This is a genomic window from Promicromonospora sp. NPDC057138 (assembly GCF_042670845.1).
Taxonomy (GTDB): domain Bacteria; phylum Actinomycetota; class Actinomycetes; order Actinomycetales; family Cellulomonadaceae; genus Promicromonospora.
The window spans coordinates 1-25,442 of sequence record NZ_JBHUUX010000073.1 but is presented as its reverse complement, the minus strand read 5'-3'; the positions used below and the strand labels follow the sequence as shown (position 1 = coordinate 25,442).

At 71.6% G+C, this 25,442-nt stretch carries 22 protein-coding genes and 1 tRNA gene; 8 read left to right on the top strand and 15 right to left on the bottom strand.

Annotation, left to right across the window (positions count from 1 at the left end):
* Nucleotides 1-285 precede the first annotated feature (285 nt).
* Both ACFT2C_RS25385 and mscL read left to right on the top strand, forming a co-directional pair.
* A complete protein-coding gene (locus ACFT2C_RS25385) occupies nucleotides 286-1,089 on the top strand; it encodes an RcpC/CpaB family pilus assembly protein (RefSeq protein ID WP_377209870.1) in 804 nt (267 codons plus the stop codon).
* A gap of 87 nt (nucleotides 1,090-1,176) precedes the next feature.
* Entirely contained in the window at nucleotides 1,177-1,605 is a 429-nt protein-coding gene (gene mscL, locus ACFT2C_RS25380; protein WP_377209869.1) for a large conductance mechanosensitive channel protein MscL, read from the top strand.
* A gap of 159 nt (nucleotides 1,606-1,764) precedes the next feature.
* Here the strand turns inward: mscL and ACFT2C_RS25375 are convergent, their stop codons facing one another.
* From ACFT2C_RS25375 to ACFT2C_RS25360, 4 genes are all read right to left on the bottom strand, one after another.
* Nucleotides 1,765-2,001, bottom strand: coding sequence for a hypothetical protein (locus ACFT2C_RS25375; RefSeq protein ID WP_377209868.1), 237 nt, complete (start codon nucleotides 1,999-2,001; stop codon nucleotides 1,765-1,767).
* 34 nt (nucleotides 2,002-2,035) lie between these two features.
* A complete protein-coding gene (locus ACFT2C_RS25370; protein WP_377209867.1) occupies nucleotides 2,036-2,515 on the bottom strand; it encodes an SRPBCC family protein in 480 nt (159 codons plus the stop codon).
* Entirely contained in the window at nucleotides 2,512-2,934 is a 423-nt protein-coding gene (locus ACFT2C_RS25365; protein WP_377209866.1) for an ArsR/SmtB family transcription factor, read from the bottom strand. Before ACFT2C_RS25365 ends, ACFT2C_RS25370 begins: the two co-directional genes overlap by 4 nt.
* 134 nt (nucleotides 2,935-3,068) lie before the next feature.
* Complete coding sequence (locus ACFT2C_RS25360) at nucleotides 3,069-7,130, bottom strand: hypothetical protein (RefSeq protein ID WP_377209865.1); 4,062 nt, start codon at nucleotides 7,128-7,130, stop codon at nucleotides 3,069-3,071.
* 497 nt (nucleotides 7,131-7,627) lie between these two features.
* Here ACFT2C_RS25360 and ACFT2C_RS25355 point away from each other — a divergent pair, with 497 nt between their 5' ends.
* Complete coding sequence (locus ACFT2C_RS25355) at nucleotides 7,628-8,869, top strand: MFS transporter (protein ID WP_377209864.1); 1,242 nt, start codon at nucleotides 7,628-7,630, stop codon at nucleotides 8,867-8,869.
* A gap of 33 nt (nucleotides 8,870-8,902) precedes the next feature.
* Here the strand turns inward: ACFT2C_RS25355 and ACFT2C_RS25350 are convergent, their stop codons facing one another.
* Complete coding sequence (locus tag ACFT2C_RS25350) at nucleotides 8,903-10,270, bottom strand: winged helix-turn-helix domain-containing protein (protein ID WP_377209863.1); 1,368 nt, start codon at nucleotides 10,268-10,270, stop codon at nucleotides 8,903-8,905.
* Between the two features lie 199 nt (nucleotides 10,271-10,469).
* On the opposite strand from ACFT2C_RS25350, the gene ACFT2C_RS25345 reads away from it, so the two are divergent.
* Nucleotides 10,470-11,390, top strand: a complete 921-nt coding sequence (locus tag ACFT2C_RS25345; RefSeq protein WP_377209862.1) for a L,D-transpeptidase — start codon at nucleotides 10,470-10,472, stop codon at nucleotides 11,388-11,390.
* A 22-nt stretch (nucleotides 11,391-11,412) separates the two neighbouring features.
* Here the strand turns inward: ACFT2C_RS25345 and ACFT2C_RS25340 are convergent, their stop codons facing one another.
* From ACFT2C_RS25340 to ACFT2C_RS25320, 5 genes are all read right to left on the bottom strand, one after another.
* The gene (locus tag ACFT2C_RS25340) at nucleotides 11,413-12,387 is read right to left on the bottom strand and encodes an ABC transporter ATP-binding protein (RefSeq protein ID WP_377209861.1); all 975 of its coding nucleotides are present in this window, start codon (nucleotides 12,385-12,387) and stop codon (nucleotides 11,413-11,415) included.
* Nucleotides 12,387-13,325 carry an ABC transporter ATP-binding protein gene (locus ACFT2C_RS25335; protein WP_377209860.1) on the bottom strand — a complete coding sequence of 313 codons (939 nt, stop codon included), beginning with the start codon at nucleotides 13,323-13,325 and terminating at the stop codon, nucleotides 12,387-12,389. Before ACFT2C_RS25335 ends, ACFT2C_RS25340 begins: the two co-directional genes overlap by 1 nt.
* Nucleotides 13,326-13,336: 11 nt before the next feature.
* A complete protein-coding gene (locus ACFT2C_RS25330; RefSeq protein ID WP_377209859.1) occupies nucleotides 13,337-14,290 on the bottom strand; it encodes an ABC transporter permease in 954 nt (317 codons plus the stop codon).
* 85 nt (nucleotides 14,291-14,375) lie between these two features.
* Nucleotides 14,376-15,371, bottom strand: coding sequence for an ABC transporter permease (locus ACFT2C_RS25325; RefSeq protein WP_377209858.1), 996 nt, complete (start codon nucleotides 15,369-15,371; stop codon nucleotides 14,376-14,378).
* 3 nt (nucleotides 15,372-15,374) lie between these two features.
* Nucleotides 15,375-17,150: an ABC transporter substrate-binding protein gene (locus tag ACFT2C_RS25320; RefSeq protein ID WP_377209857.1), complete on the bottom strand. Its 1,776-nt coding sequence runs from the start codon at nucleotides 17,148-17,150 to the stop codon at nucleotides 15,375-15,377.
* Between the two features lie 246 nt (nucleotides 17,151-17,396).
* On the opposite strand from ACFT2C_RS25320, the gene ACFT2C_RS25315 reads away from it, so the two are divergent.
* Together ACFT2C_RS25315 and ACFT2C_RS25310 are read left to right on the top strand one after the other, a co-directional pair.
* A tRNA-Arg gene (locus tag ACFT2C_RS25315) sits at nucleotides 17,397-17,469 on the top strand.
* Between the two features lie 269 nt (nucleotides 17,470-17,738).
* A complete protein-coding gene (locus tag ACFT2C_RS25310) occupies nucleotides 17,739-18,500 on the top strand; it encodes an SDR family NAD(P)-dependent oxidoreductase (protein ID WP_377209856.1) in 762 nt (253 codons plus the stop codon).
* 79 nt (nucleotides 18,501-18,579) lie between these two features.
* On the opposite strand, the gene ehuA is transcribed toward ACFT2C_RS25310, so the two are convergent.
* Genes ehuA through ehuB form a run of 4 tightly spaced genes read right to left on the bottom strand, consistent with a single transcriptional unit; the run spans nucleotide 18,580 to nucleotide 21,716 of the window.
* A complete protein-coding gene (gene ehuA, locus ACFT2C_RS25305; protein WP_377209855.1) occupies nucleotides 18,580-19,359 on the bottom strand; it encodes an ectoine/hydroxyectoine ABC transporter ATP-binding protein EhuA in 780 nt (259 codons plus the stop codon).
* Nucleotides 19,352-19,996, bottom strand: coding sequence for an ectoine/hydroxyectoine ABC transporter permease subunit EhuD (gene ehuD, locus ACFT2C_RS25300; RefSeq protein WP_377209854.1), 645 nt, complete (start codon nucleotides 19,994-19,996; stop codon nucleotides 19,352-19,354). The genes ehuA and ehuD overlap by 8 nt, the downstream gene beginning before the upstream one ends.
* Nucleotides 19,993-20,766, bottom strand: coding sequence for an ectoine/hydroxyectoine ABC transporter permease subunit EhuC (gene ehuC, locus ACFT2C_RS25295; RefSeq protein ID WP_377209853.1), 774 nt, complete (start codon nucleotides 20,764-20,766; stop codon nucleotides 19,993-19,995). Before ehuC ends, ehuD begins: the two co-directional genes overlap by 4 nt.
* A gap of 8 nt (nucleotides 20,767-20,774) precedes the next feature.
* Nucleotides 20,775-21,716 (bottom strand): ectoine/hydroxyectoine ABC transporter substrate-binding protein EhuB, encoded by a 942-nt coding sequence (gene ehuB / locus ACFT2C_RS25290; RefSeq protein WP_377209852.1) that lies wholly within the window; start codon nucleotides 21,714-21,716, stop codon nucleotides 20,775-20,777.
* A 236-nt stretch (nucleotides 21,717-21,952) separates the two neighbouring features.
* Between ehuB and ACFT2C_RS25285 the strand changes: the two genes are divergently transcribed.
* Nucleotides 21,953-22,720, top strand: a complete 768-nt coding sequence (locus tag ACFT2C_RS25285; RefSeq protein WP_377209851.1) for a GntR family transcriptional regulator — start codon at nucleotides 21,953-21,955, stop codon at nucleotides 22,718-22,720.
* A gap of 87 nt (nucleotides 22,721-22,807) precedes the next feature.
* On the opposite strand, the gene ACFT2C_RS25280 is transcribed toward ACFT2C_RS25285, so the two are convergent.
* Complete coding sequence (locus tag ACFT2C_RS25280) at nucleotides 22,808-24,052, bottom strand: ROK family protein (protein ID WP_377209850.1); 1,245 nt, start codon at nucleotides 24,050-24,052, stop codon at nucleotides 22,808-22,810.
* A gap of 90 nt (nucleotides 24,053-24,142) precedes the next feature.
* Here ACFT2C_RS25280 and xylA point away from each other — a divergent pair, with 90 nt between their 5' ends.
* A complete protein-coding gene (gene xylA, locus ACFT2C_RS25275; RefSeq protein ID WP_377209849.1) occupies nucleotides 24,143-25,297 on the top strand; it encodes a xylose isomerase in 1,155 nt (384 codons plus the stop codon).
* The last annotated feature ends 145 nt before the right edge of the window (nucleotides 25,298-25,442 follow it).

Here is a 25,442-nt window from a genome sequence, read left to right as displayed (position 1 = left end):
CATGATCCTGGGCCCGTGTTCGGTCCCTTGCGGGCCCGCCGCGCCTACTTCGGTCCGTTGCTTTGAGATCGGTCGTTTGATTGACCGATCTCAAAGCAACGGACCGAAGTCGTGAGACGTGTGAGGCAATGGACCGAAGTCCCATGTGCTTGCGCGGATCCACCGACCCGCGCGACGAGGTTCCAGCGATGCGAGCTCGACCACAGGGCGCCTTTTCCCGCCGTCGTACACAGGCTGCCCGACGCCGGCCCCGCCGCCCCACCTCGACTGCATAGCGTCGCCGGCATGGGACTTCTCGACACGATCGCCGAACCGGCCGCGCGCCACGGATCGCCGCCCGGCGCCAGCTCACGCACACCGTGGAGCCAGGGCGAGCCGCACCGCCGGCCGCGCACAGTCCTCGCCGGACTGTTGTCCCACCCGGGCCGACCTCGCTCGGCGAGGCTCCGCCGGGCGCGACGCGTCCTGTGGCGCTGGCGCTTCGCCCTCGCGGCGGCGCTGATCGGCCTCGCCGCCACGCTGACCGTGCACATCCTGCGCCCGCCCCCACCCCCGACCGTCGACGTCGCCGTCACCGCGCGCCCCGTCACCGCCGGCACGGAGCTCACCAGCGACGACGTCGTCATGCGCGCCATCGCCGCCGACGTCGCCCCGCCCGGCGCCGTCCACACGGTCGGCGGTCTGCTGGGCCGCGCGGCTGTCGTCGGGCTGCCGGCTGGCGCTCCGCTGCATGCCACCCTCGTGTCCGACGACGGCGTCTCCGCCGCCGCGCCCCGCGGCACCGTCGTGGTCCCGGTCCGCCTGTCCGACGACGCCGTCGCCGCCCTCCTGCGCCCCGGCGACCGAGTGGACCTGCTGGCTGGGACGACGTCGGGCAGCGAGCCCGCGGATGCTCCCCGGTACCTCGCCCGCGGCGCGCTGGTGCTGCCCGTCCCGGCGGGGCGCGAGCCGGACGCGGCGGGCGGGCTGCTCGGCCCGGCGTCGGACGGCGACCGGCCCGTCACCCTCGTCGCGGTGAGCCCGGAGGACGCCCCCGAGCTGTCGGCGGTCTCCGGCTGGGGTTCGGTGACGGCGGTGCTGGTGCCGTAGAGGTTCGGCGGGAAGGGTTCGGGCATACTGGCGTACCGTTGCCGCCAATTCGGCCGAATGTTCGGAACAACCCCAGGGGATCCCACGATGTTTCAGGGCTTCAAGGAATTCATCACGCGCGGCAACGTGCTCGACCTCGCGGTCGCCGTAGTCGTCGGCGCTGCCTTCTCCGGCGTCATTGACGGCCTGGTCAAGGGCTTCATCATGCCGCTCATCGGGTGGCTGGTCGGCGCGCCCGACTTCTCCGGCATCACCTTCAGCATCCCGAACTGGCGTGGCGAATCCACCGAGTTCCCGATCGGCCTGTTCATCCAGGGCCTCATCATGTTTCTGCTGATCGCGGGCGCGATCTACTTCTTCGTGATCCTGCCCGTGAAGCGGCTCTCGGCGCTGCGCAAGCGCGCGGACGAGCCCACGGTCGAGGAGTCGCTCGCCGAGGACATCGTGCTGCTCACCGAGATCCGCGACCTGCTGCGCGCCCAGGCCGGCTCGCGGGCCGACTCGCGGTCGAACTGAGCCAAGTAGCTCGGCGCCCCATGCGCATTCGCGCATGATCGGCAAGAGGTCAGGTGACCGGCAGTTCGAGTTGCCGATCATCTGACCCTCTACCGACCGCCTGGCGTATTGCCGATCATGCGGCACACGGGGTCTCGACAAGCTCGACCAGCGGAGGCGTCAGGCCCAGTGGGGCGGGACGTCCCGGCGGAGCTGCTCGTCGTTGGAGCCGTGACCGGCGTCGGCGGCGCCCCCGCCGTCGGACCCCTCGCCCCAGCCGGCCGGGCGCTCGTCGGCGCTCACGCCCAGCACGGCCTCACGCTCGGTCCCCCGGCGCACGGCGCGCCGGGGACCCCGCCGTCGCGGGGCGGCCTTGCTCTGTGCCGGGTCGGCCGGCGCGTTCACGGGCTCGCTCACCCGACTATTGTCGCCCCGACCGGCGCGCGTTCGGTCAGGCCGTGGCGAACGCCACCAGTGCGTCCAGGTACGCCTGCCATCCAGTCGCGGAGCCGACGCCACGGTGGACCGAGCCGCCGCCCTCACCGTGCGCCTCGAACCCGGTGTGCACCAAGCGCAGCACGGTCTGGTCCGGCCCGACCTCGGTGAACGTCACCTCGACGCGGCTCGCCCGCTCTCCGTCCGGGTCGAACTGCCAGTCGCCGCCCAGCATCCATGCGAGCACGAGCCGGCCGGGGGCGCCCCATTCGAGCACCCGGCCCCAGTCGCACTCGGTGCCGTCGGGCTGCCGCTCGTACCAGCGGCCGCCCGCGGTCGGCTCGAACACGATCGCCGCGGGCCGCTCGTCCCCGAGCCAGTGCCCTTCGGAGAGCCACGCCGCGTGTTCCACGGTGAAGAGCTCGAACGCCCGCGCCAGTCCGGCGGGCACGGTCACCTCCGCCACGACGGGCGTGTACGACTGGGTCTCGCTCATGGTCGGTCCCTCTCGGATTCTTCGCCGCGCCCCGCCTGACGGGACGGGGCACCGCTCCGCCGTCGGACGGCGTCCTCGCCGACGTACTCGGCGAAGGCGGCCAGCTGATTGCTCCAGAAACGGTCGAGGTAGGCCCGCACGCCGGCGGGCCCGCTCGGATCGAGGCCGTAGAGCCGCCGCGTGCCCTCCGCGTGATCGCGGACGAGACCGGCCTCCTTCAGCACCTTGAGGTGCTGCGACACGGCGGGCCGGCTGATCGGCAGCCGCTCCGCGAGCTCCCCCACGGACACAGCGCCGTCGGACAGCAGGGCCACGATGTCCCGGCGGCGAGCGTCGCCCAGCGCGTCGAGCTGCTGCTCGCCGCGCCCGGCGCCCCGCTCCGAGCCGCCGGCACCGGTCGCCATTCGGTAAGTTCCCACGAACGGTAAGTTACGCCTAACCGTTGGTCCCCGCAACCCGCGGAAGCCCCACCGTGCAAGACCTGCAAGACCTGCAAGACGTGTCAGACGCCCAGGTCACCGGAGTGACCTGGGCGTCTGACACGTCCAAGGGTTCAGTCGTCGAGCACCTGCGGCACGATCAGCTCCGCGGCCGGCGCCACTCCCCCGGCAAGCCCCACCCGGGCATCCCGCACGGACAGCACCACGCGCCGCACCCGCTCGGCCTCGGCGTCCGGGTCCAGGAACGCGGCGGCCGACCACACCTGGGCCACCACCCAGCCGAGCCGTTCGAGCCGCTCGGCGAGCTGCCGGTCGCGCACGCGGATGGAGGGCTCGGCCACGTAGGCGGCGTCGTCGGTCAGGACCGCGACCAGGAGCTCGCCCGGCAGGTCGGGGTGACCGACCGCCAGCGGGATCCGGTCGCCGCCGGGCAGGCCGTAGTCGGTCTCGACCACGAGGCCCGAGCGCCACAGCCGCTCCCCCAGGTCCACGACCAGGCGGTCGACGGACCGCGCCACGTCCACGCCGTTGCCGATCTCCACCTGGTCGGCGAGGCCCGAACGCTCCTCGGCGAACGCGAGCACCCGCGCCAGGAGCTGCGGCCCGGGGCCACGCAGCCGCTCGGAGTCGAGGTCGGAGGCCGGGAAGCACGTCACCACGTGCAGCCGCTTGCGCGCCGCGCCGAGCGAGCCGAGCAGCATCGCGTCGCCGCCGGCGTCGCCGAGCACGCCGAACCGGTGCAGCACGCGGCCGTGCGGCGTCCGCCCGAAACCGAGGGTCAGCACTATCGTGTCGCGCGCCAGCCCGGCCACTCCGGTGACGTCGGCGACCACCACCGGCTCGGGCCGCGATCCGGCGAAGAACGGTGCCAGCGCGGGGTTGGCCCGCACCTCCGCCAGCAGCCGCTCGCGGATCCGGTCGGCGTGCGCGGTGGTCACCGTGACGATCCCGAAGGTCTCCTCGGGCCGGGTCATCGCGTGCTCGATGGCGAGATCGACCACACGCTCCACCTCGGCCGTCGTCGACTCGACGGTGCCGGAGACGGGGTCGGGCATGCCGGCGCCGTCCACGAGCGAGAAGTGCACCAGCGCCTCGGTACGCGGCAGCGGCGCGGGCCGCATGATCCCCTCGTACCCGTGCTCGGCCAGGAGCGCCGTCAGCCGCGGGTCCCGGCGCGCGGGCTCCGGCTGCAGCGTGACGCGCGGCAGCAGCCGCGCCAGGTCCCGCACCGCGGTGCCCGACGCCGACCGCGGGTCGCCGACCACGACGACCTGCCGGCCCCGGGCCAGCGCGGGCACGACGACCTCGACCGGCACGTGCTGCACCGCGTCGAGGATCACCAGGTCGGCGCTGCGCTCGGCGGGCAGCAGGTGCGGCACCATCGTCGGCGTCGACACCCAGGTGGGCCGCAGCCGGCGCGCCGTCGAGCCGTGCGCGGACACGAGGTCGCGCATCGAGGTGAGGCCGCCGTCGACCAGCTTCGCGTACAGCGCCTCGGCGTCCTCCCGCTCCTCGCGCATCGCGGCGCCGAGGTGCGCCCGCACCGCGGCCCGCACAGGAGCGGACAGCGCTGCCACGTGCCGCCGGTCCAGCTCGCGGAACCGCCCGGCGAGAGCGTCCAACCCCGCGCCGTCCTGCCCTGCGAGGTCGGGCTCGGTGGCCAGGATCTGCTCGAACACCGACGACCACCACGACAGCTCCAGCTCGGGGCCTACGAGGTCGGCCTCCACGCGGCGGTCGCCGAGGTCGTCGACCAGCTCGTCGAGCCCCGCCCTGCGCAGGCGCCGCAGCACGGCGGTCCGCTCGGGCAGCGAGGTCAGGGCCTCTTGCGTCTCGGAGAGGAACGCGAGCCGCTGGACCAGCGCGAACAGGTCGAGGTCGAGCAGCCCGCCGCCCGCCTGCGAGGAACGCAGCACCGGCTCCAGCGCCTCGAGGTCGATGCGCACCGCCTCGTAGGTCTCCTCGACGCCCGCCAGCCCCTCGGGGAGCGTCGGCCAGCCGCCGCGCGGGCACTGCGCCTGCCAGACCTCGCGCTGCCGCTGTACCTCGACGAGGGCCGCGTGCATGTCCGGCACGCGGACGCCCGGGCGCACCATCTCGCGCGCCCGCCGCTTCAGCCGACGCCGGGTCAGCCAGCCCATCTCGGCGCCCTGCTCGGCGCGCTGCCTCCGGGACGCCGTGGCCTGCACCATGTCGGCGGCCGTGCGCTCGAAGACCATCGGCTGGAAGACGTCGAGCGTGCCCCGCATGCCGCCGAGCATGGCGAGCTGCTCGCCCCACTGCCGCGCCGTCGTCGCCTGGACCAGGCCCGTCACCCGCGCCACGTACTCGATCTGCTTGCGCAGCTCGGGCAGCGTGTGCTCGCCGAGGCGGGTGACGCGGGCGAGGGCGGAGCGGGCGTCGTCGTCGGTCAGGATGTGCGCCCCGAACCACGGGCTCGACGACGACCGCAGCGTGAACGCGCCCAGCTCGGCCGCCCGCTCCAGGTCGGCCGCCAGCTCGGCGCGGCGCTCGGCGCCCAGCGCCAGCACCGACTCGGGGTCGAGCCGCACCCGGGTGGCCGGGGCCGGCCGCTCGGACGTGAGCCGGGCGAGCGCCTGCAGGGCGTCGTACGCGGAGACGCGCCACGGGTCGCGGACCCGGTGCAGCGCCTCGATGTAGCCCGCGAGCTGCGCCCGCGACCCGATCAGGGCGTCCCGGACGCGCCCCACCTCCTCGACGTCGATCCGCTCCTGCGCGGGCGTCATCGCCTCGAGGAGGCGGCGCGACGTCGAGGTGCGCCACGTCGGGACGGGCGCGATGTCGAGCAGCAGCCCGTCGAGGCCGATCGACGCCAGCCGCGCGGCCAGCGCGTCGGCGGCCCGCCGGTGCCCCGGCACGTACAGCACGGACCGTCCGCTCGCGTTCGCCTCGGCGACGACGGCGGCCAGCGTGCCCGCGACGTCGGCCCCGACGGGGGCGTCCACGAACAGGTGGCTGCCCGTCGCGAGCGCGTCGACGACGTGCCGCTGGTGCGGGTCCAGGTCGCCGACGCCGCGCTCGTGCGCCGGGTCGGCGTCGCCCACCCGGGACTCGGGGAGCTCCACCTTGCCCAGCCGCGTCACCGAGCTGTCGACGCCGCCCAGGGCGGAGACCACCTCGTGCTCCCCCAGGGTCGGGGCGAGCTCGTCGAGGTCGTCGACGAGCACCTGCCCCGGGTGCACGAACGTGCCCACGAGCACGCGCCGGTCGAGCCGGAACTCGCCCAGCACCGCCGACCCGAGGCTCGCCACCCGGTCCAGGACGTCGGTCGGGTTGAAGCCCGCGAGCGTGAACGTCGCCTTCGCGAGCGCGACGGGGTCGAGCAGGGCCCCGTGGGCGCGCAGCGTGCGCGCCACCACCGGGTTGATCTCGGCGGTGGGATCGAGCGTGATGTCGTAGTCGCCCTCGCCGTCGCTGCGCGGCGTCAGCATGACGGGCCGCAGGATGACGGGCGCGCGCACCACGCGCGGCTCCTGCGTCTCCTCGTCGTCGGACGGCGCCACGGGGCGGCCGGTGGGCATGGCCAGCGTCACGATGGGAACCGAGCCCGTGAGGGCCGGGGCGTCGGCGGGGCTGTCGGCGGAGTCCTGCTCCGGCGGGGCCACGCTCGCCGGGCCGAGCACCCGGGTGATGGCCTCCATGTCGTTCGAGATGTCGTTCGAGCTGTCGTTCGAGTCGCCGCCCGGAGCGGGACGCTCGGTCCACGTCGCGACGCCGATCGCGAGGTAGGTCGGCGAGACCCCGTAGCGCTGCGCGTGCTGGGCGGAGTGTGCGGCGACCGCCCGTGCCCGACGGCGGGCCGCCGGCAGCGCACCCGCCTCGCGCACGAGGTTGGACAGGCGGGTCGGCCGGCCCGCGAAGAGCTGGGCGACACCCGACGGGTGGGCCGCCGACAGGTCGATGACGGCCTCGCCCAGCAGTCCGACGTCGGCCAGGGTGGATCCCCCGGCCAGCAGGACCAGGCCGGCGCGCCAGCGCGCGACCGACTCGGTCATGGGGTCCCGGGCGCCGTCCGACGTGGACCCCGGTGCCCCCGACGCGGCCGGCTCGGCGGCCGGGTCCTCTGTCTCGTCCTGCAGCGCGGCCGAGAGCTCCTCGGACAAGTCGGCCGAGATCTCGGAGGCGGCTGCGGTCTGGCGGCGTGCAGCGTTCACACCAGCACGCTAACCGCGCGCCGTCCGCAAGGGCCGGACGCCACGCCGCGCGACACGCCGGGTGAAAAAGACGCCCGGGCGTGTCGGGGCATGCAAGAGCCCCTCCGGCAGGGGGTCCGAAGGGGCTTCGCAGACGGGCCGAAGCCCGACGGGGTATGACGGTGCGCACCGCGCAGGGGGCGGGCGATGCGCACCGTCTTGTGAGAGTCTGCACCTGTTCCTGTCGGACGTCAACACCGAGTCGGACGATCGTCCAAGTAGCCGGACGTGCCGATCTGAAACGTTATCCATTTGCCCGCTCTGCCCCTTCTGCGTCCCCAATTTTCCGCAGCATTCCGCCATTTTCGCGGCCTGCGGCCATCGCGTCGCCGACGCCGCCCCCGGCCGCCTCCCGGAGTCCCGGGAGCGGCCCCGGCGCCGTCGAAATCACCCGCCGAGATCGGGCCCGGTCCGGTCCTACAAAAAAGCCTGGACGCCGGACCTAAACTCGAACGTTTGTGAGCGCACTCGTCGAGGCAGTCTTTCCCCGCCGGCTGGGCCAGCCGTTCCGCTGGCTCGTCTCGGCCTCCTGGACCAGCAACATCGGCGACGGCATAGCCCTCGCCGCCGGGCCGCTGCTCGTCGCGTCGCAGACCGACAGCGCGTTCATCGTCGCGCTCGCCGCGATGCTGCAGCGGCTGCCGTGGCTCCTCTTCGGGCTCTGGGCCGGCGCGCTGGCCGACCGCCTGGACCGCCGCGTCGTCGTCATGGTCGCCAACGCGCTCCGGGCCGTGGTCATCACCGTCCTGTGCGTCTTCATCGCGACCGGCACCGTGAGCATCGCGATGGTGCTCACCGCGATGTTCCTCTACGGCGTCGCCGAGGTCTTCGCCGACACCACGCAGCAGACCCTCCTGCCCACCCTCGTTCCGTCCGCCGACCTCGGCACCGGCAACCAGCGCCTACAGGCGGGGTTCCTCACCGCGAACCAGCTCGTCGGCCCGCCGCTCGGCGCCTTCCTCTTCGCGGCCGGCATGGTGTGGCCGTTCGCGGTGCAGGTGGTGTGCGTGGCGCTGGCGGTCCTGCTGGTCTCGCGCATCGCTGCCCCGCCCGGCACCTCGTTCACCAACGTGCGCGACGCCGACAGCCACATCCGCAAGGACATCGCCGAGGGGCTGCGCTGGGTGTGGCACCACGCGCCGGTGCGGACGCTGAGCATCGTGATCCTCGTCTTCAACATCACGTGGGCCGCGCCATGGGGCGTGCTGGTCAAGTACTCGCTCGACCACCTGCACATGAGCGAGGTCGGCTACGGCCTGCTGACGACGGCGAGCGCGCTGGGCGGCATCGTGGGCATGCTCGTCTACGGCTGGCTGGAGCGGCACCTGAACCTCGCGACGCTCATCCGCGTCTGCCTGACGCTGGAGGTGCTCACGCACGGGGCGTTCGCGCTGACCACGACCGGCTGGGTGGCGATAGCGATCATGTTCGAGTTCGGCGTCTACGCGTTCGTCTGGGGCACGGTGTCGACGACGGTCCGGCAGCGCGCCGTGCCCAAGGAGTTCCAGGGCCGCGTGGCGTCGATCAACATGATCTGCGTGTTCGGGGGCCTCGTCCTCGGGCAGGCCATCGGCGGCGTCATCGCGGAGCAGTGGGGCCTGGTGGCCCCGTGGTGGTTCGCCTGCGCGGGCGCGGGCGTCACCCTCCTGCTCGTCTGGAAGTCGCTGGCCCACGTAGCCCACGCGGGCTCGCCGGAGTAGTCCTCTGGCGAGGCAGGTGGGTTGTGGGGCGGGTCAGCGGGTCCTGACAATCGGGATCGAACCAGTCTCCGTGAACTCACGCATGCGCTTGCTCACCGTCGACGGGCTGACGCCGACCTCCTTCGCGATCTCCCGGTACGTACGCCCCTCGGTGCGCAGGTCGAGCATGCGTTCGGCGTCCTGCGTGCCGAGCCGCGTGTCACGCCGCGGCCTGCGCCGCGGCGGCAGCGCCTCCCGGACGTTCGCGGTGGCGCGGGCCGCCGCCTCGGCCGGCTGCGCGACGGTCGCCTCCGGACCTGGCCGGCCCGCCGGATCGGCGCCACCCGACTGGGCCGGCCGGTCGACGTCGGGCGCGGGCGCACGCTCGCTCACGCCCTGCCTGGGCATGTCGAGGGCGGCGCTCACCCGGGCGGGCCGGCGCTCCGCGTCGCCGTCGAACACACCCTCACCGAACCGCTCCCCGTCGAAGACGGCGTCGTCGAACACGCCGTCGGCGAGCACTCCGCCGTCGAGGACACCGCCGTCGCTCGTGTTCCCGTCGCGGCCACGCGCCGCGGGACGTCCGTCGCCGAACTCCGCGGCGACGGCGTCGGCGGCCCGGCTCTCGTATGCGGGCGCCCCGATCTGGCCCTCGGTCCGCGTGCTCGGCACCCCGGTGTCCAGGGGATCGCCGTCGGCCACGATCCCGGTCAGGTGCCGGCGGTCGGCGAGGTGCAGGCGCGCGACGTCGGCCGTGCCGTCCCCGACGGCGGCCAGCGCCTCGCACCAGGCCGCGACCTGCGCACGCATCTCCGTGGGCGGCACGGTGCGCAGCGCCACGGACCGGGCCCGGCGACGTCCGGCCTCCGCCCGCGCGAGCCGACGGCGGGCGGATCGCGAGCCGTCGTTCAGGCTCTGTGCCCGGAACAGGTCCTCGGTCGTGAGGAACAGCGCGTGCATCCGCGCGGACTGCCGCATCGCCGACCAGGACGTGCCGGTGGCGAGGTGCCGGTCGCCGATCAGCGCCAGGTGCCACATGAGCGCGGCGAGCAGGGGCACGATGAACCGGAACAGGACGGCGCCGACCGGGTGGCCGATGTACGCCTCGTGCCACGCGGCGAACACCCCGGAGGCAGACGAGAGAGCCCAGGTCAGCGCGAGCAGGGTTCCGCCGGGCCGGTTGTCCCGGGCGGCCTCGCGGGCCAGGAGGGCGACGGTGACCAGCGACAGCTCGAAGACGCCGGCCGTCGCGTAGGCGGTGCCCTGGTTCATGGCGAGGACGTCGATGCCGAACTGGACCATCGCCAGGTACGCGGACCCGGTCGAGATGAGGGCGACGGAGATCGCACCGGTGAGGACCAGACTGCGGGAACGGCGCGTCGGGACGGTCGTGACGGGGAACGTCCGGTCGGCGGGTGCCACGGGGATCTCTCCTTGGTCGAGGACTGTCGGGCGAGACTATCGAACAACAGTTCGGATGCCCAGGGGGTGGGCGAACAAGAAGATATCGGACATGTGTGACGGCCCGGTATCGTCCGTGGCTCGACTGCCCGGTGAATCGGTCCAGGGGGCACCATGGACACAGCGCCGGCACCCGGCGCACGCGCGTGGAGGGAGACAGATGTCGGAGAGGCACGGAGGGTTCGCGGCACGACATGCCCCGCGCCGAACGGCCGCGCGGGCCTGGGGCTGGATCGTGGGCGTCGTGGCCGTCGCGCTCGTCGCGACGGCCGTCTGGTTCGGCCGGACGCCGGACGCCCAGCCCGATCCCGCCGCGGTGACGGTCACGTCGCCGAGCCCGTCGCCGTCGGCCAGCCCGCCGAAGCCCACGCCGACGCCTGCGGCCTTCTCGCTGGCCGACCTGCCCGACCCGGCCATCGACGAGATCCTCCCCAGCGCGCTGCCGCTGGCCAAGATCGACACGCTCCGGGGCCTGCCGGGCTCGGTCGCCGTGCCGAGGGCGGACCGGACCCCGGCCTGGGCCCGCCCCGACGTGACCAAGAAGCCGGTGCTCGCCCTCGAGTCCGCGTACTACGACGCCGACGCGCGCTGGCTCGTGCTGGAGCGCCGGCCGGGGTGGGTCAAGGTACTCGTGCCGTACGGGCGCGGCAGCCTCCCGTCGCACGACCCCGAGAAGGTCAACGGCGTCTCCGGCTGGCTGCGCGCGAGCGACGTCACCCTGGAGAAGGAGAGGCGGTCAGTGGTGGTCGACCTGTCGGACCGCACCGTGACCGTCACGCAGGCCGACGGCGCCCAGGACCGGCTCGTCGCCGCCGTCGGCGCCCCCGAGACGCCGACGCCGGAGGGCCTCACGCAGGTCTTCACCGTCACGGAGGCCGTGAACACCGGGCTGTCCGTGTTCCTGTCGATGCAGAGCGAGTCCCTCGACGGGTTCTACGGCACGGACTACGCCGCCACCGCGATCCACGTGGGCGTGGACCAGGGCCTGGCGGTCAGCAACGGCTGTGTCCGCCTCACGAGCACCGACTTCGAACGCCTCGCCGGCCTCGACCCGGGCGTCCCGGTCCTGATCCGCGCCTGACAGCTTCGTTGTGGGCGTGGGCTCAGGATGCCGCCGGGCACTCCTCGTCGGCCGCCTTGCGGAAGCAGCCCACGAAGTGGCCGGGCGCGTGCTCGACCAGCCCGAGGCCGTCCGGCACCTCGGCACCACCGTCCGCGCCGTCCGCTGCGACCGCCTCGTGGTACAGGCACCGCCCCGCCAGCCGCCGGGTGCGCTCCGCCTCCTGCACCTCGACCTCCTCCCACGTCCGGTCCAGGTGCGGCACCGAGGCGAGCAGGTCGCGCGTGTAGGGGTGCAGCGGGTCGTCGAAGACGGCGCTCGTGTCGCCCCGCTCCACCACGCGCCCCTTGTAGAGGATCACCACCCGGTCGGAGACGTAGTTGCCGAGCGAGAGGTCGTGCGTGACGAACAGGATCCCGAGGCCGCGCCCCTTGAGCTCGCCCAGCAGGTTCAGGACGTCGATGCGGGTGGAGGCGTCGAGCATGGAGATGATCTCGTCGGCGACCAGCAGCTCGATGTCGAGCAGCAGGGCGCGCGCGATGAGCAGGCGCTGCAGCTGCCCGCCGGAGAGCTGGTGCGGGAACTTGCCGAGGATGTCGTCCGGCTCGAGCGTGACGGCGGCCAGCGCGTCGTCCAGCTTCTCCCGCCAGCTCGCGGAGGAGACCTTCGGAAAGTAGGAGTGCCGCAGCGTCTCGAAGGTGCGGTCCACCTTGTAGATGGGGTTGAAGGAGCTGAACGGGTCCTGGAACACGCCCTGGACCTTGCGGTAGTACTCGCGCCGGGCGCGGAACCCGAGCTTGGTGACGTCGCGCCCGTCGAACATGATGCTGCCGCCCGTGGAGTCGAGCAGGTGGAGCACCATCTTGCCGATGGTCGACTTGCCGCTGCCGGACTCGCCGATGAGCGACACGACCTCGCCGCGCTGCACGTCGAGGCTGACCTGCCGGACGGCGTGCAGGTCGGAGGTGCCGAAGGTGCCGGTCTTGTAGACCTTGTCGAGCTGGTCGAGCGTGAGCATCAGCTCACCGCCCAGCACGCGACGTGGTGTCCCTCGGACACTTCCCGGAAGGGCGGGGCCTCGGCGCACTTGTCATGCACCAGGGGGCAGCGGTCGCGGAACCGGCAGCCGGCGGGCGGTTCCAGGAGCGACGGCGGCCGCCCCTCGATCCCTTCGAGCTGCTGCTCCTCGTAGCGGTCGCCGACCGTGGGCAGCGCCCCGATGAGCATCTTCGTGTAGGGGTGCAGGGGCTCGCTGATGATCGTCCGGGCGGGCGCCTTCTCGGCGAGATGCCCGGCGTACATGACGAGGATGGTGTCGGCGACCTGGAACAGCACGGAGATGTCGTGCGTGATGACGATCATCGACTTCACGAACCCGTGGTCCCGGAACTCGACGAGCGCCCGGGCCACCGCCTTCTGGGAGGACACGTCGAGCGCTGAGGTCACCTCGTCGCCGATCAGCAGCGACGGGTTCAGCAGGGTGGACAGCACGAGCACCACGCGCTGCTTCATGCCGCCGGACAGCTCGATCGGGTAGCGCCCCAGCACGTCGGTCTCGAGCCCGACGAGCTTGAGGCGCCGTTCGAGCTCGGGCAGCACCTCGGAGTACCGCACGTTGTGCGCCCCGAGCAGGTCGCGGATCATCCGGCCGATCTTGCGGGTCGGGTTCATGGCGGACATCGCGTACTGGGGGATGAGCGACACCTCGCGGTAGCGGTGGCGGTTCATGGCGGCGTCGTCGGACAGCGGCAGCTCGGCGTCGTCCAGGACCACCGACCCGCCCACGTGCTTCATGCGGGTGTCGAGACGGATCAGGGCCTTGCCGAGCGTCGTCTTGCCGCAGCCGGACTCGCCGGCGATGCCCATGATCTCGCCGTCCGCCACCTCGAAGGTGACGCCGTCGAGGGCCTTCACGTCGCCGCGGCGGGTGCGGTAGTAGACCCGGAGGTCGGTCACGGAAAGGACCATCACATCTCCCGCAGCTTGGGGTTGAAGACCTCGTCGAGGCCGACGTTCATGATGTACAGGGACCCCACGATGAGCGTGATCCCCAGCCCCGGCGGGATGAACCACCACCACAGCCCCAGATGGAGCGCGCTCCACTGCACGGCTTGGTTCATCATCAGGCCGAGCGACATCGCGTTGGTGGGCCCGAGCCCGATGAAGTCGAGCGACGCCGCCGTGAGGATGGACCCGCCGAACAGCAGCACGAACGTCATGAAGAGGTAGGAGTACATGTTGGGCGCGACCTCGCGCCGCAGGATCGTGCCCACCCCCACGCCGGACAGCCGCGCCAGGTCGATGAAGTCCCGCGAGCGCAACGACAGAGTCTGCGAGCGCACGGCCCGCGCGACCCAGGGCCAGCTGAACACGCCGATGTACAGCGCCTGCATCGGCACGCTCCGCACGCCGAGGTAGGCGTTGATGATGATGAGCACCACGAAGCCGGGGATCACGAGCACCACGTTGGTGAGCATGTTCAGCAGCTCGTCGATCAGGCCGCCGCGGTAGCCCGCGACGAACCCGATGGTCATCCCGATGACGGCGGACACCCCGCCGCCCAGCAGGCCCACGAGGAACGTGGACCGCAGGCCGGCGACGAACTGCGCGAAGACGTCCTGCCCGAACGTCGTCGTCCCGAACGGGAAGTCCGCGGACGGCGGCGCCATGGGCGGCCCCGCGTAGTCCATCGGCGCGTACCGCAGGAACGCCGGCCCGATCAGGCCCAGCAGCAGGAACCCGAGCACGACCACCATGCCGATGATGACCTTGGGGTTGCGCAGCGCGAAGTACAGCGTTTCGCGCGCGTCTCCCCCGGGCTTGCGCCCGCCCGCCAGCACGCCGCCCGACGCCGCCCCGGTCACCCCGGGCTGTTCGCCCGCCTCGGTCCCCGGCCCCGCCACCGGTTGTGTCGCCGTCATGCGGTTCTCCTTCCGCCTGAGCCTGCGGCTCTGCTACGGGCGGGTACCTCGTGCCTCGGCCCCCACCCTCCACTGCGCCTCCGGCTCATGCGGTGCCCCCCGTCAGTCCGGTCCGCGTGCGGGGGTCGACCAGCACGTAGACGATGTCGATCACGAAGTTGGCGACCAGCACGCCGATCACCACGAACAGCAGGGTGCCCTGGAGCAGGAAGAAGTCCTGGTTCTGGATGGCGGACAGCACGAGTTTGCCGAGCCCCGGGTAGGCGAACACGATCTCGGTCACCAGGGCGCCGCCCAGGATCGTGCCGAGCTGCAGCGCCAGGCCGGTGATCTGTGGCAGCTGGGCGTTGCGGAACGCGTACTGCCGGATGAGCCGCTTCGGCGCGCCGAGCGCGGCGAGGTAGTTCGCATAGTCCGACTCGAGCTCGTAGATGATCAGGTTCCGCATGCCGATCGCCCAGCCGCCGAGCGAGACCAGGAAGAGCGACAGGAACGGCAGCACCCAGTGCTGCAGCAGGTCGCCCGCGAAGGACCACGACCACCGCGGCACGAGGCCGAAGTCGTAGCCGCCCGCCACGGGGAACCAGCCGAGCGCCACGCCGAAGCCCCACGCGAGCAGGATCGCCAGCCACATGTAGGGCATGGCCGTGATCAGGTAGCCGACGGGCAGGGCGACGTTGTCGAGCCAGCGGCTGCGCGCCGCCATCGCGCCCACGCTGTTGCCGACCACGAAGCTCAGCAGGATGGCCGGGATCATGATGCCCAGCGTGTACGGGACGGCGTCGAGCACGACCTGGCTCACCGGCGCGGGGAACAGCCACACGCTGGTGCCCAGGTCACCGCGGAACAGCGAGCCCCAGTAGTTCAGGTACTGCTGCCAGATCGGCAGGTCGAGCCCGAACATCCGCTCGTAGTACTGCGTCATCGACGCGATCGTCTCGGGGTGCTGCACGGCGGCGCGCGCCACCATCAGCTGAACCGGATCCCCCGGCATGAGCCGGGGGATCAGCCAGTTCAGCGTGACCGCGACGACGAACGTCAGGCCGTAGACCAGGGTCTTGCGGGCGAGATATCCGCGCATACGTCAGGAGGCCGGCTCAAGGGCGAGGAGCGTGTTGAGGCCGCCCAGCTGCACGTAGTTGTTCCACAGCACCGGGAAGTACGCGTCCTCGCGGCCCTCCTTGGGCCAGTTGGTCCACTGCGACTCGTTGTACTGGGCCCAGGCGCCGTTGTACCAGAGCGGGATCATCGGCATCTCGGTCATGAACTTCTCCTCGACCTGCGACAGCGTCTCGGAGAACTCCGCCGTCCCGCTCTCGGTCCGCGAGAGGTCCTGCACCAGCTCCCAAGCCTCGTCGTTCTCGTACCGGCCGAAGTTGCCCGCCAGCATCTGCTCCTGGATGGGCTGGTAGAACGCGTAGTTGTAGTACGTCCACGGCGTGTTGCTGATGCCCGCGTTGCCGTTGATGAGCAGGTCGAAATCGCCGGTGGCCCGCGCGTCGTCGACGGCGCCCGCGTCGGGGAATTCCGCGGTGACCTTGATGCCGGCCGCCGAGGCGTCCTCCGCGATGACGCGCGCCGCCTCCATCCAGTCGGTCCAGCCCGCCGGGACGATCAGCTTGAGGTCGATCTTCTCGCCGTCCGGCGTCTCGACGAAGCCGTCGCCGTCGGTGTCCTCGTAGCCGGCGTCGGCCAGGATCGACTTGGTCTCCTCCGGGTCGAAGGTGTAGCCGAACTCCGCGGCGACGTCCTCGTCGTAGTACTCCTCGAACGCCGGCACCAGGCCGGACGGGTGGGCCTTCTGCACGAGGCCGCCGTAGGCGTTCGTCACGATCTTGTCGACGTCGATCGACCGCGCCAGCGCCTGCCGGAAGTCGACGTCGTCCATCGGCGCCCGCGTCTGGTTCGGGATCAGGTTCGCCGACGCCGCCGCCAGCATGTACGGCTCGCCGTCGTAGTAGGTGCTGACCGACCCCTGGTCCACGAGTGTGTTGACGCCGGGCAGGAAGTTGTTGCTCAGGTCGAGGCTGCCGGACAGCATCAGGCCGAGCGCCACCTCGTTGGAGGTGTTGACGACGTCGACGATGTACTTCATCGGCATCTCGAGGCCGAGCTCGCTCTTGGCCCACCAGTCGTCGTTGCGCTCCCAGACCATCCGGTCCTGCCCGACGGCGGAGAACTTGAACGCGCCCGAGCCGATCGGCTTCTCGTTCGGGTTGGACAGGAGCTCGTCGTCCTTCCAGTCCCCCATGATGTGCTCCGGCAGCACCATCGTGCTGTAGAGCCAGTTGTCCCACTCCTGGTAGCGCGGGTCGGAGAACGTGAACTCGACTGTCGTGTCGTCGGTGGCCTCGACCTTGTCCAGCCACGTCCAGATGTTGCTCCACGGCACGGCGTCGACCTTGCCGAGCTCGGCCGTGAAGACCACGTCGTCGGCGTCGAGCGTCTCGCCGTCCTGCCAGGTGAGGCCGTCGCGGAGCGTGAGCACGTAGGTGTCGTCGTCGGTCCATTCGCCGCCCTCGGCGAGCCACGGCGTCAGCTCGAGGGTGATCGGGTCGAACTGGAAGAGGGGCTCGTAGAGCAGGCCGCGCGCGCCCGTCGCGTGCCCCGCCCCGGGAATCGGGTTCCAGGACGACGGCGGGCCCCACTGGGTGCCGCTCGTGAAGAGCGTCTCCTCACGGGGGTACTCGCCCACGAGCTCGGTCGCGGAGTCCATGCCTTCGGCAGTCGCGTACGGATTGGGCGCGGCCGTGGGTGCGCTCCCACCTCCGCCGCCGGAGCAGCCGGCGAGCAGCAGGCCCGCAACCGTGGCCGTCGCCAGGGCCAACGTGCCCCGGGACCTCGTCTGTCGAAAGAACATCGTCGATCCTCTCGTCCAGCCCCGCACCGTCGTCGTGCGGACCCGCGCACCGTTACGTCGGGTTGGTGAGCATCGTTCTTCCCTTTTGGCCGATTCGTCAAGGTTTGTCACCGATGTTGCGCAATTGACACCTTCGCCCGACCCGCCCGGCGCTTCGCGCGCAGGGCCCCGCGGACGTTAGGCTGTGTGCGCCGGTCCGGGCACCGCCCGACGCCGGTCTCGCTCCTCCCGCCAGGAGAGGCGCGAGCGCCTGTAGCTCAGTGGATAGAGCACCGCTCTCCTAAAGCGGGTGTCGGCAGTTCGAGTCTGCCCAGGCGCACCTCCGACAGCACGGCTCCGGCCCGTCACGGGCGGGCGGAGCCCCGGAACCCGGTCCAGCGCAGGCCGAAGCGGCGGGTCGACGTCGACTCCTGCCACCGGGTCTGGTTCGAGCTCCACGAGGACCTCGTCGCCACGCTCGGCATCGACCGCGGGGCGAAGCAGTCGACCGGCGCCTGAAACGCGCACGGCACGGCCGCCCACCCAGGCGCCGAGTGCGACGTCGGAATACCGCCAGCATCGCGGGACCTGACCGCCGAGGCTCTAGCCATGACGACAACGCATGACGACAACGCGCCGATCGCCCTGGTCACCGGGGCGAACAGGGGACTCGGCCGCGCCGTGGCACGGCGCCTCGGCCAGGCCGGCGCGACGGTACTGATCGGCAGTCGCGACACAGCGAGTGCCCAGGCCGTCGCGGAGTCCCTCCGCGCCGCGGGCCTGAAGGCCTGGCCTGTGACGCTCGACGTGACCGTCGACGCCGACGCCGTGGCCGCCGCGGAGCGGATCGAGCGCGAGTACGGCCGCCTCGACATCCTGGTCAACAACGCCGGCATCCTGCCGGAGGCCACGGCGCCCGACCTGGAGCGTCCGCTCGACCTCGCCAGGTTCCGCACGACGTTCGAGACCAACCTGTTCGGCGCGGTGGCGGTGACGCAGGCGATGCTGCCGCTGCTGCGACGCTCCGGTGCGGGCCGCATCGTGAACGTGTCGACCACGATGGGCTCGCTGACCGAGCAGCTCGATCCCCGGTCGCCGTACTTCGGGCTGGTCCTGCCCGCCTACCAGGGGTCGAAGGCGGCGCTCAACGCGCTGACGATCGCGCTGTCCAAGTCGCTCGCGGACACGTCGATCCTGGTGAACTCGGTCTGCCCGGGCTGGGTGCAGACCGATCTGGGCGGGCCAGACAACCGCGCCGCCGCACCCACGCCCGCCAAGGAGGCGTCCCGGATCGTGGCCGACATGGCGCTGCTGGGGGCGGACGGCCCGAGCGGGACGTTCGTCGACGCGGCCGGCCCCGTCGCCTGGTGAGGAACCGGCCCGATCGGTAGCACGAGGGCCCTGACCCGCCGTACCGGGTACGGCCAGTCAGGGCCCTGGTCCATTCCGGTCAGAGGACCGCGCGGAGGAACTCCTGGGTCCGCTCGTGGGCCGGGGACGTGAAGATCGTCTCGGGGTCGGCCTCCTCGATGATCTTTCCGCCGTCGAACATCAGCACCCGGTTGGAGACCTCGCGGGCGAACTGCATCTCGTGCGTGACGATCAGCATCGTGATGTCCGTGGTCTCGGCGATGTTCCGGAGCACCCCGAGCACGTCGGCGACGAGCTCCGGGTCCAGCGCGGACGTCACCTCGTCGAGCAGGAGGATGTCCGGCTCCATGGCGAGGGCTCGGGCGATCGCGACCCGCTGCTGCTGTCCGCCGGACAGCTTGGTGGGGCGCTCGTCGCGCTTCTCGGCCAGGCCGACCTGGTCGAGGAGCGCCTCGGCGTCGGCGATCGCCTCGGCCTTGGGCTTGCCGAGCACGTGGACCGGCGCCTCGATGATGTTCTCCAGCACCGTCATGTTGGGGAACAGATTGAACTGCTGGAACACCATCCCGACGCGTCGCCGCACCAGGCTGCGCCGCTTCTCCGGGATGGGCACCCGCTTGTCGCCGCGCATCTCGTGCGTGTAGGGCTCGCCGTCGACGAAGATCAGGCCGCCGTCCGCCTCCTCCAGCGTCATGAGCAGCCGCAGGATGGTGGTCTTGCCGGAGCCCGACGGGCCGATCAGCGTGACGCGATCGCCCTGGGCGACCGAGAAGTCCAGGCCGTCGAGGACGGTGTTGTGCCCAAACTGCTTGACGACCCCCTGGAACTGGATCGCGGGGGTGGTGTCGTTGTCAGGCAAGGCGGTTCTCCAATCGGCGGACGAGCAGCGACGTCGGGTAGCTCACCAGCAGGAAGAGCAGGCCGGCCATCGTGATCGCCTCGATGTAGCGGAAGGTCCCTGCGCCGTACTGCTGCGCGGCCGTGTACATCTCGACCACGGCGATGGCGAACAGGAACGGTGTCTCCTTGAACATGGAGATCGCGTAGTTCCCCAGTCCCGGCAGCGTGTTGCGGATCGCCTGCGGCAGGATGACGGCGCCCCAGGTGCGCGAGCGCGGCAGGTCGAGGGCGACGGCCGCCTCCCACTGTCCCTTCGGCACCGCGTCGATGCCGGCGCGATACACCTCCGACATGTACGTCGCGTAGTGGATGCCGAGCACCACACAGCCGATGGCCAGCGACGGGAACTGCGTGAACAGCAGGTTCGCGAAGACGAGCTGCACCAGCAGCGGCGTCGACCGGATGAACTCGACCAGGAAGCCGATCGGCATGGTGACGACACGCGGGCTCGATCGGCGGACCACTGCGACGAGCAGGCCCAGTACCGAGGCGATGACCATGCCGACCACGGTCGCGAGGACGGTGATCCGCAGGCCGTCGAGCAGCTCGGGGAGCACGGCCGCGGCGTGCTCCCAGCTCCATGCTGCTTCGTTCATGCTCGGTCGCCTCCCTTCGACGCAATAGTTGCCGCGGTTGCCGCACCGACGTCCGCAGTGGTCTGCGCGGGTGCCAGGCGCAGGACCTCACGCAGCGACGGTCCCGTGCCCAGCCGGTTCTTCGCCCGCACCTCAAGGGCGTTCATGGCCAGCGTGAGCAGGTAGGCGACCGCGAAGTAGAGCAGCAGGCCGACGGTGTAGGAGAAGACCGTCTCCGACGTCCGCTCGCGCAGCTCCTCGGTGAAGAAGTTGAGGTCGTGCAGCGAGATGTACGCCGCCAGGGCGGAACCCTTGACGAGCTGGATCAGCAGGTTGGTGAACATCGGGATCATCAGCGGCCACGCCTGGGGCATGATCACCCGGCGCATGCGGTGCACGGGCCCCAGGTCGAGCGCGATGGCCGCTTCCCACTGCCCCTTCGCGACCGAGTTGATCGAGCCGCGCACGACCTCGGCGGCATAGGCCCCGTAGTTGAGCCCCAGCGCGAGGATGCCGCACGCCAGCGGGTCCAGCTCGACGTAGAACGGCGGAAGCGGAAGCACGTAGTACAGCCAGAAGATCTGCACGACCAGCGACGTGCCGCGGAAGAACTCCACGACCACCCGGGACGGCACGTGCGCCCACCTCGTGCGGGCGCGCGAGCCGAACCCCAGCGTGAACGCGATGAGCAGCGCGAGCACCGCACCACCGAGCGTCAGCCCGAGCGTGACGAGAACTCCCTCACCGAGCTGCGGCAGCAGCTCGGTGAGCTGTTGAAGGTTGTCCGACACGAGCTCGGTCAGCCGTCCTGGCCGAGCTCCGGAGCCAGCTCCTCGGCCAGCGCATCGAGGTCACCCTCGCAGAGCTTCTCGGTGGTCAGGCCCTCCACGGGGTACTCGGCCTCCGTGAAGCCGAACGGCTCCACGATCTCCAGCCAGCGCTCCTTGTCGGAGACGATCTCCGCGAGCTTCTCGTTGTAGGCGTCGCGCAGCTCCTCCTCGCCCTTCGGGAAGACCTCGGCGCCGGCACCGATCTGCGGCACGCCATCGATCTCGGCCACGAACGAGTCCGTGACCTCGACCGGGGCATCGGTCTTCTCCGCGAGAGTCCGCAGCGAGATGCCCGTCAGGGCCAGCGCGTCGGCACGACCGGACGTGACGGCGTCCAGGCCGTCCTGCCCGTCGCCGACCTCGATCTTCTCGATGTCGAGCTCGTCGGCGTAGTCGGACTCGACGGCCCCGCTGAGGACGGCGAGCTTGACGCCCGCATCCTGGGCGGACTGCATGTCTGTCAGGTTGTCGGGGTTGCCCTCGGGCACCAGGAACGCGGTCGTGTACATGATCTCCGGCTCGGAGAACAAGGCCGCGCTGCAGCGCTCCGGCAGGATGGACATGCCGGCGCTCACAGTGTCATAGCGGCCGGCGGTCAGGCCGGGGATGAGCGAGTTCCACTCGGTCTGGACGCCCTCGACGCTCTCGACCCCGAGCTCGCCGAAGATCTCCCGGTCCAGGGCGATGGTGGCGCCGGTGAGGTCGCCGCCGTCCTCGTAGCTGTAGGGCTCCTCGCCGTTGAACGCGACGGTGATGGAGCCGTCCTCCTGGAGCTGCTCGAGCGCGCCGGCGCCGCCTGCACCGCCGGCGTCCGGAGCCGTCGACGTGCACGCCGCCAGAGCTGCCAGGGTGAGTACTGAACCCGCGGCGAATACGACTCGGCGGAGCGGGCGGACTCTTGATGTAGACATGGTTCCCTTCACGCCCAACCGGCGCCTATGGCAAAGCCTGGGTGGGCTGGAGTTCACGGACGACTCGCAACCGTAGCGCGACAAAGACGCTCAGACAATCTAGCGTTCGACATTAGGATTGTCTACAATTTGCGGTTTCACCCGGCCCACGCCTCCCGCATCCCGCCCGGCGCCACGAGGTGGCCGCACACCGGGGATGATGTCGTCATTGACGTGCGCTCACGGAAGGAGCACCGATGTCCCACCCCTCGCGGGCCACTCTGGCGACCGCCCCGTCCTTCTCCCGGGTGACGCGTCCCTCGACCGTCGACCTGATCCAGACGGAGCTGCGGAACGCCGTCTACGCGGGGGTGCTCGCCGTCGGCTCGCCGATCCGGGAGGTCGAGGTGGCGACGCAGCTCGGCGTGAGCCGCGGCCCGCTGCGCGAGGCCGCCCAGCGCCTGGTCCAGGAAGGGCTGCTCGTCGCGACGCCGGGGCGCGGGATGCGCGTGGCGACCATCGGCCGGGAGCGGCTGCCCGCCCTCTACGAGGCGCGCAAGTCGGTGGAGACCACCGCCGCCCGGCTGCTCGTCCGCTCCGGGGACGACGGCGCTGTCGCCGGCGTCCGCCACGCGCACGACGAGCTCGTCGCCGCGAACCGCACGCGGGACGCGCGCCGGGTCGGCGGCGCCGACCTCAACCTGCACTGGGCCATGGTCGCCGCGGCCGGCAACCCGTGGCTGACCCGGTGGATGACCACGCTCATCGTCGAGGTGCGGATGGCCACGTTCACCGTGAGCGACGAGTACGTGGTGCGCAAGGACACCGCCGACGCGCACGCCGTGCTCGTCGAACGCCTGGAGGCGCGCGACGAGGCGGGTCTGGTCAAGGCCATCACGACGATGCTCGACGGCGCCGTCGAGCGGCTGCTGGGCAAGGACGAGAAGCCGGTCGAGACGCTCGAGGAGCCTGCCGGCGCGCCGGAGATCACGCTCGGCCCGATCGACACCCCGGACGAGCCCTAGGAGTCGTTGGTCGAGCATGTCGAGACCCGGGTGTGAGGTCTCGACAAGCTCGACCAACGGGCTCGACCAACGAGTCCCGTGCGTGCATCAGACCCAGGCTGCCGGGGCCGCCAGGACCGCTTGGAGCACCTCGCGCGCTCCGCCCGTGAGCGCGGCCTGCGGCCCGGCCTGCGCGGCCCTGACCTGCAGGTCGACGAACGGCGCGGAGAGCACTCGGTCGTCGAGCACGGCCTCGACGTCGGCCCGGAGCCACGGCAGCAGCTCGGTGTACGCGCCGCCCAGGACGATGGTGCCGACGTCGAGCAGGTTCACGAAGTCGGCGAGCGCCGAGCCGAGGGCGCGGCCGGCGGGCAAGGCGGCCCGGCCGCCGGCCGGCTGAGCGGCGTCGGTGGCGGCGTCGGCATCGGCGTCGGCCAGCCGGGCGACGAGCGCGTCCAGCGGGGCGTCCGGCGGCAGGCCCGCCGCGCGCATCATCGCCTCCTTGCCCGCGTACTGCTCCAGGCAGCCGAATGCGCCGCACGAGCAGCGCGGCCCGGCCGGGTCGACGACGACGTGCCCGATCTCGCCGTTCCACCCGCGCTCCCCGAGGAAGAGCTCGCGGTCGACGACGATCGCCGCGCCGATGCCGACGTCGCCCGACACGAAGATGAACGAGTCGGGCGCCGCGACGTCCGAGCCGCCGGCCAGCTCCGCGAGCGCCGCGAGCTTGGCCTCGTTGGCGATGCGGACCTCGGTGTCGCCGAGCCCGAGCAGCGGTACCGGTTCGAGCGAGGACCAGCCGAGGTTGGGCGCGACCTCGAGGAGCCCGGTGCGCGGGTCGACCAGGCCGGGGAGCGCGAGCCGCGCGCCGGCGACGGTCATGCCCGCGGCGGCGACGCCGTCCGACACCTCGCGGGCGAGCGCGCCGAGGCGGCCCAGCACCGCCGTCGGGTCGCTGTCGTGGAACGAGCCCGGGACCACCTGCTCGGCCACGACGTCCCCGGTGAGATCGAGCACACGCACGCCCAGGTAGTCCACGTTCACCTCGAGTCCGAGGCCGACGACGGAGCGCGGGGCGGGGACCAGCGGAACCGCAGGCCGACCGGCGCGCCCGCCGGTCACGGCGGGCAGCTCGCGCACGAGCCCGGCGGCAACGAGCTGGTCCACCAGCGTGGACACCGTGGCCCGGGCGAGACCGGTCGCGGCGGCCACCCCCGCGCGCGACAGTGGTTCGGGTACCTCGTACACCGCGCGCGCAACCAGCTCCAGGTTGCGTTCGCGCAGGGTGTGCTGACGGGCCGCACCAGGGCCCGTCCGCGTGGCGGTCTCGCGTGCGGTCCCGGCGGTGGTCACGCCTTGACTCTAACCGAGGCTCACGCAATAGTTCAGTCGTACAACAAATGCGGCGCCGCATGCCGGGGCCGCCTCGATGAGGAGACCCCCGTGAGCGACATCAAGTACTCGTTCGGCCTCTGGACCGTCGGCTGGCCCGCCGCCGACCCGTTCGGCACGGCGACCCGCCCCGATCTCGACCCCGCCGACTCGATCCGCAAGCTCGCGGACCTCGGCGCCTGGGGCTTCACGTTCCACGACAACGACGTCTTCCCCTTCGGCTCCGACGAGGCCGAGCGCCAGAAGCACATCGACTCCGTCAAGAAGGCCGCCGCCGAAACCGGCATGGTCTGCGAGATGGTCACCACCAACACGTTCACGCACCCCGTCTTCAAGGACGGCGCCTTCACCTCGAACAACCGCGACGTGCGCCGCTTCGGCCTGCGCAAGGTGCTGCGCAACGCGGACCTGGCCGCCGACATGGGCGCGTCCACGTTCGTCATGTGGGGTGGCCGCGAGGGCACCGAGTACGACAACTCGAAGGACCTCAACGCGGCGCACGCCCGCTACGCGGAGGGCATCGACACCGTCGCCTCCTACATCAAGGAGAAGGGCTACGGGCTCAAGATCGCCCTCGAGCCCAAGCCCAACGAGCCCCGCGGCGACATCTTCCTGCCGACGATCGGCCACGCCATCGCGCTGATCGACTCGCTCGACAACGCCGACATCGTGGGCCTCAACCCGGAGACGGGCCACGAGCAGATGGCCGGCCTGAACTACACACACGGCCTCGCCCTGGCGCTGCACGTCGGCAAGCTGTTCCACATCGACCTGAACGGCCAGCACGGCCCGAAGTTCGACCAGGACCTCGTGTTCGGTCACGGCGACCTGCTGTCGGCGTTCTTCACGGTCGACCTGCTGGAGAACGGCTTCCCGAACGGCGGCCCGCGCTACGAGGGCCCGCGCCACTTCGACTACAAGCCGTCGCGCACCGAGTACCTCGACGGCGTCTGGGAGTCGGCCAAGGCCAACATGGAGACCTACTCCATGCTCGCCGCGAAGGCGAAGGCGTACCGCGAGGACCCCGAGGTGAAGGCGGCGTTCGAGCACGCCGGGATCTTCGAGCTGGGCCAGTCGACCCTCGCCGAGGGCGAGACGTTCGACTCCTTCCTCGCCGAGGCCGACCCCGACGTCGACGCCCTCGCCGAGCGGGACTACGGCCTGGTCAAGCTGCACCAGCTCGCCCTGAAGCACCTGATCGGCTGACCTCCCGACCTCTCCTACCGCTGGTCGAGCTCTCCTACCGGGGCCTGAGTGCGCGGCAGGGACCGCAGGAACCGCACGGCCTCCGCCCCCGTCAGCTCCGCCCGCAGGTCGAACCGCGCCGAGGCGACCTGGGCCTCGGCGAACC

Coding starts and splice junctions, on each gene's coding strand:
- ACFT2C_RS25385 (WP_377209870.1), top strand. CDS start 286: ATGGGACTTCTCGACACGATCGCCGAACCGGCCGCGCGCCACGGATCG.
- mscL (WP_377209869.1), top strand. CDS start 1,177: ATGTTTCAGGGCTTCAAGGAATTCATCACGCGCGGCAACGTGCTCGAC.
- ACFT2C_RS25370 (WP_377209867.1), bottom strand. CDS start 2,515: ATGAGCGAGACCCAGTCGTACACGCCCGTCGTGGCGGAGGTGACCGTG.
- ACFT2C_RS25345 (WP_377209862.1), top strand. CDS start 10,470: ATGTCGGAGAGGCACGGAGGGTTCGCGGCACGACATGCCCCGCGCCGA.
- ACFT2C_RS25340 (WP_377209861.1), bottom strand. CDS start 12,387: ATGCTCACGCTCGACCAGCTCGACAAGGTCTACAAGACCGGCACCTTC.
- ACFT2C_RS25330 (WP_377209859.1), bottom strand. CDS start 14,290: ATGACGGCGACACAACCGGTGGCGGGGCCGGGGACCGAGGCGGGCGAA.
- ACFT2C_RS25325 (WP_377209858.1), bottom strand. CDS start 15,371: ATGCGCGGATATCTCGCCCGCAAGACCCTGGTCTACGGCCTGACGTTC.
- ACFT2C_RS25320 (WP_377209857.1), bottom strand. CDS start 17,150: ATGTTCTTTCGACAGACGAGGTCCCGGGGCACGTTGGCCCTGGCGACG.
- ACFT2C_RS25310 (WP_377209856.1), top strand. CDS start 17,739: ATGACGACAACGCATGACGACAACGCGCCGATCGCCCTGGTCACCGGG.
- ehuD (WP_377209854.1), bottom strand. CDS start 19,996: ATGAACGAAGCAGCATGGAGCTGGGAGCACGCCGCGGCCGTGCTCCCC.
- ehuB (WP_377209852.1), bottom strand. CDS start 21,716: ATGTCTACATCAAGAGTCCGCCCGCTCCGCCGAGTCGTATTCGCCGCG.
- ACFT2C_RS25285 (WP_377209851.1), top strand. CDS start 21,953: ATGTCCCACCCCTCGCGGGCCACTCTGGCGACCGCCCCGTCCTTCTCC.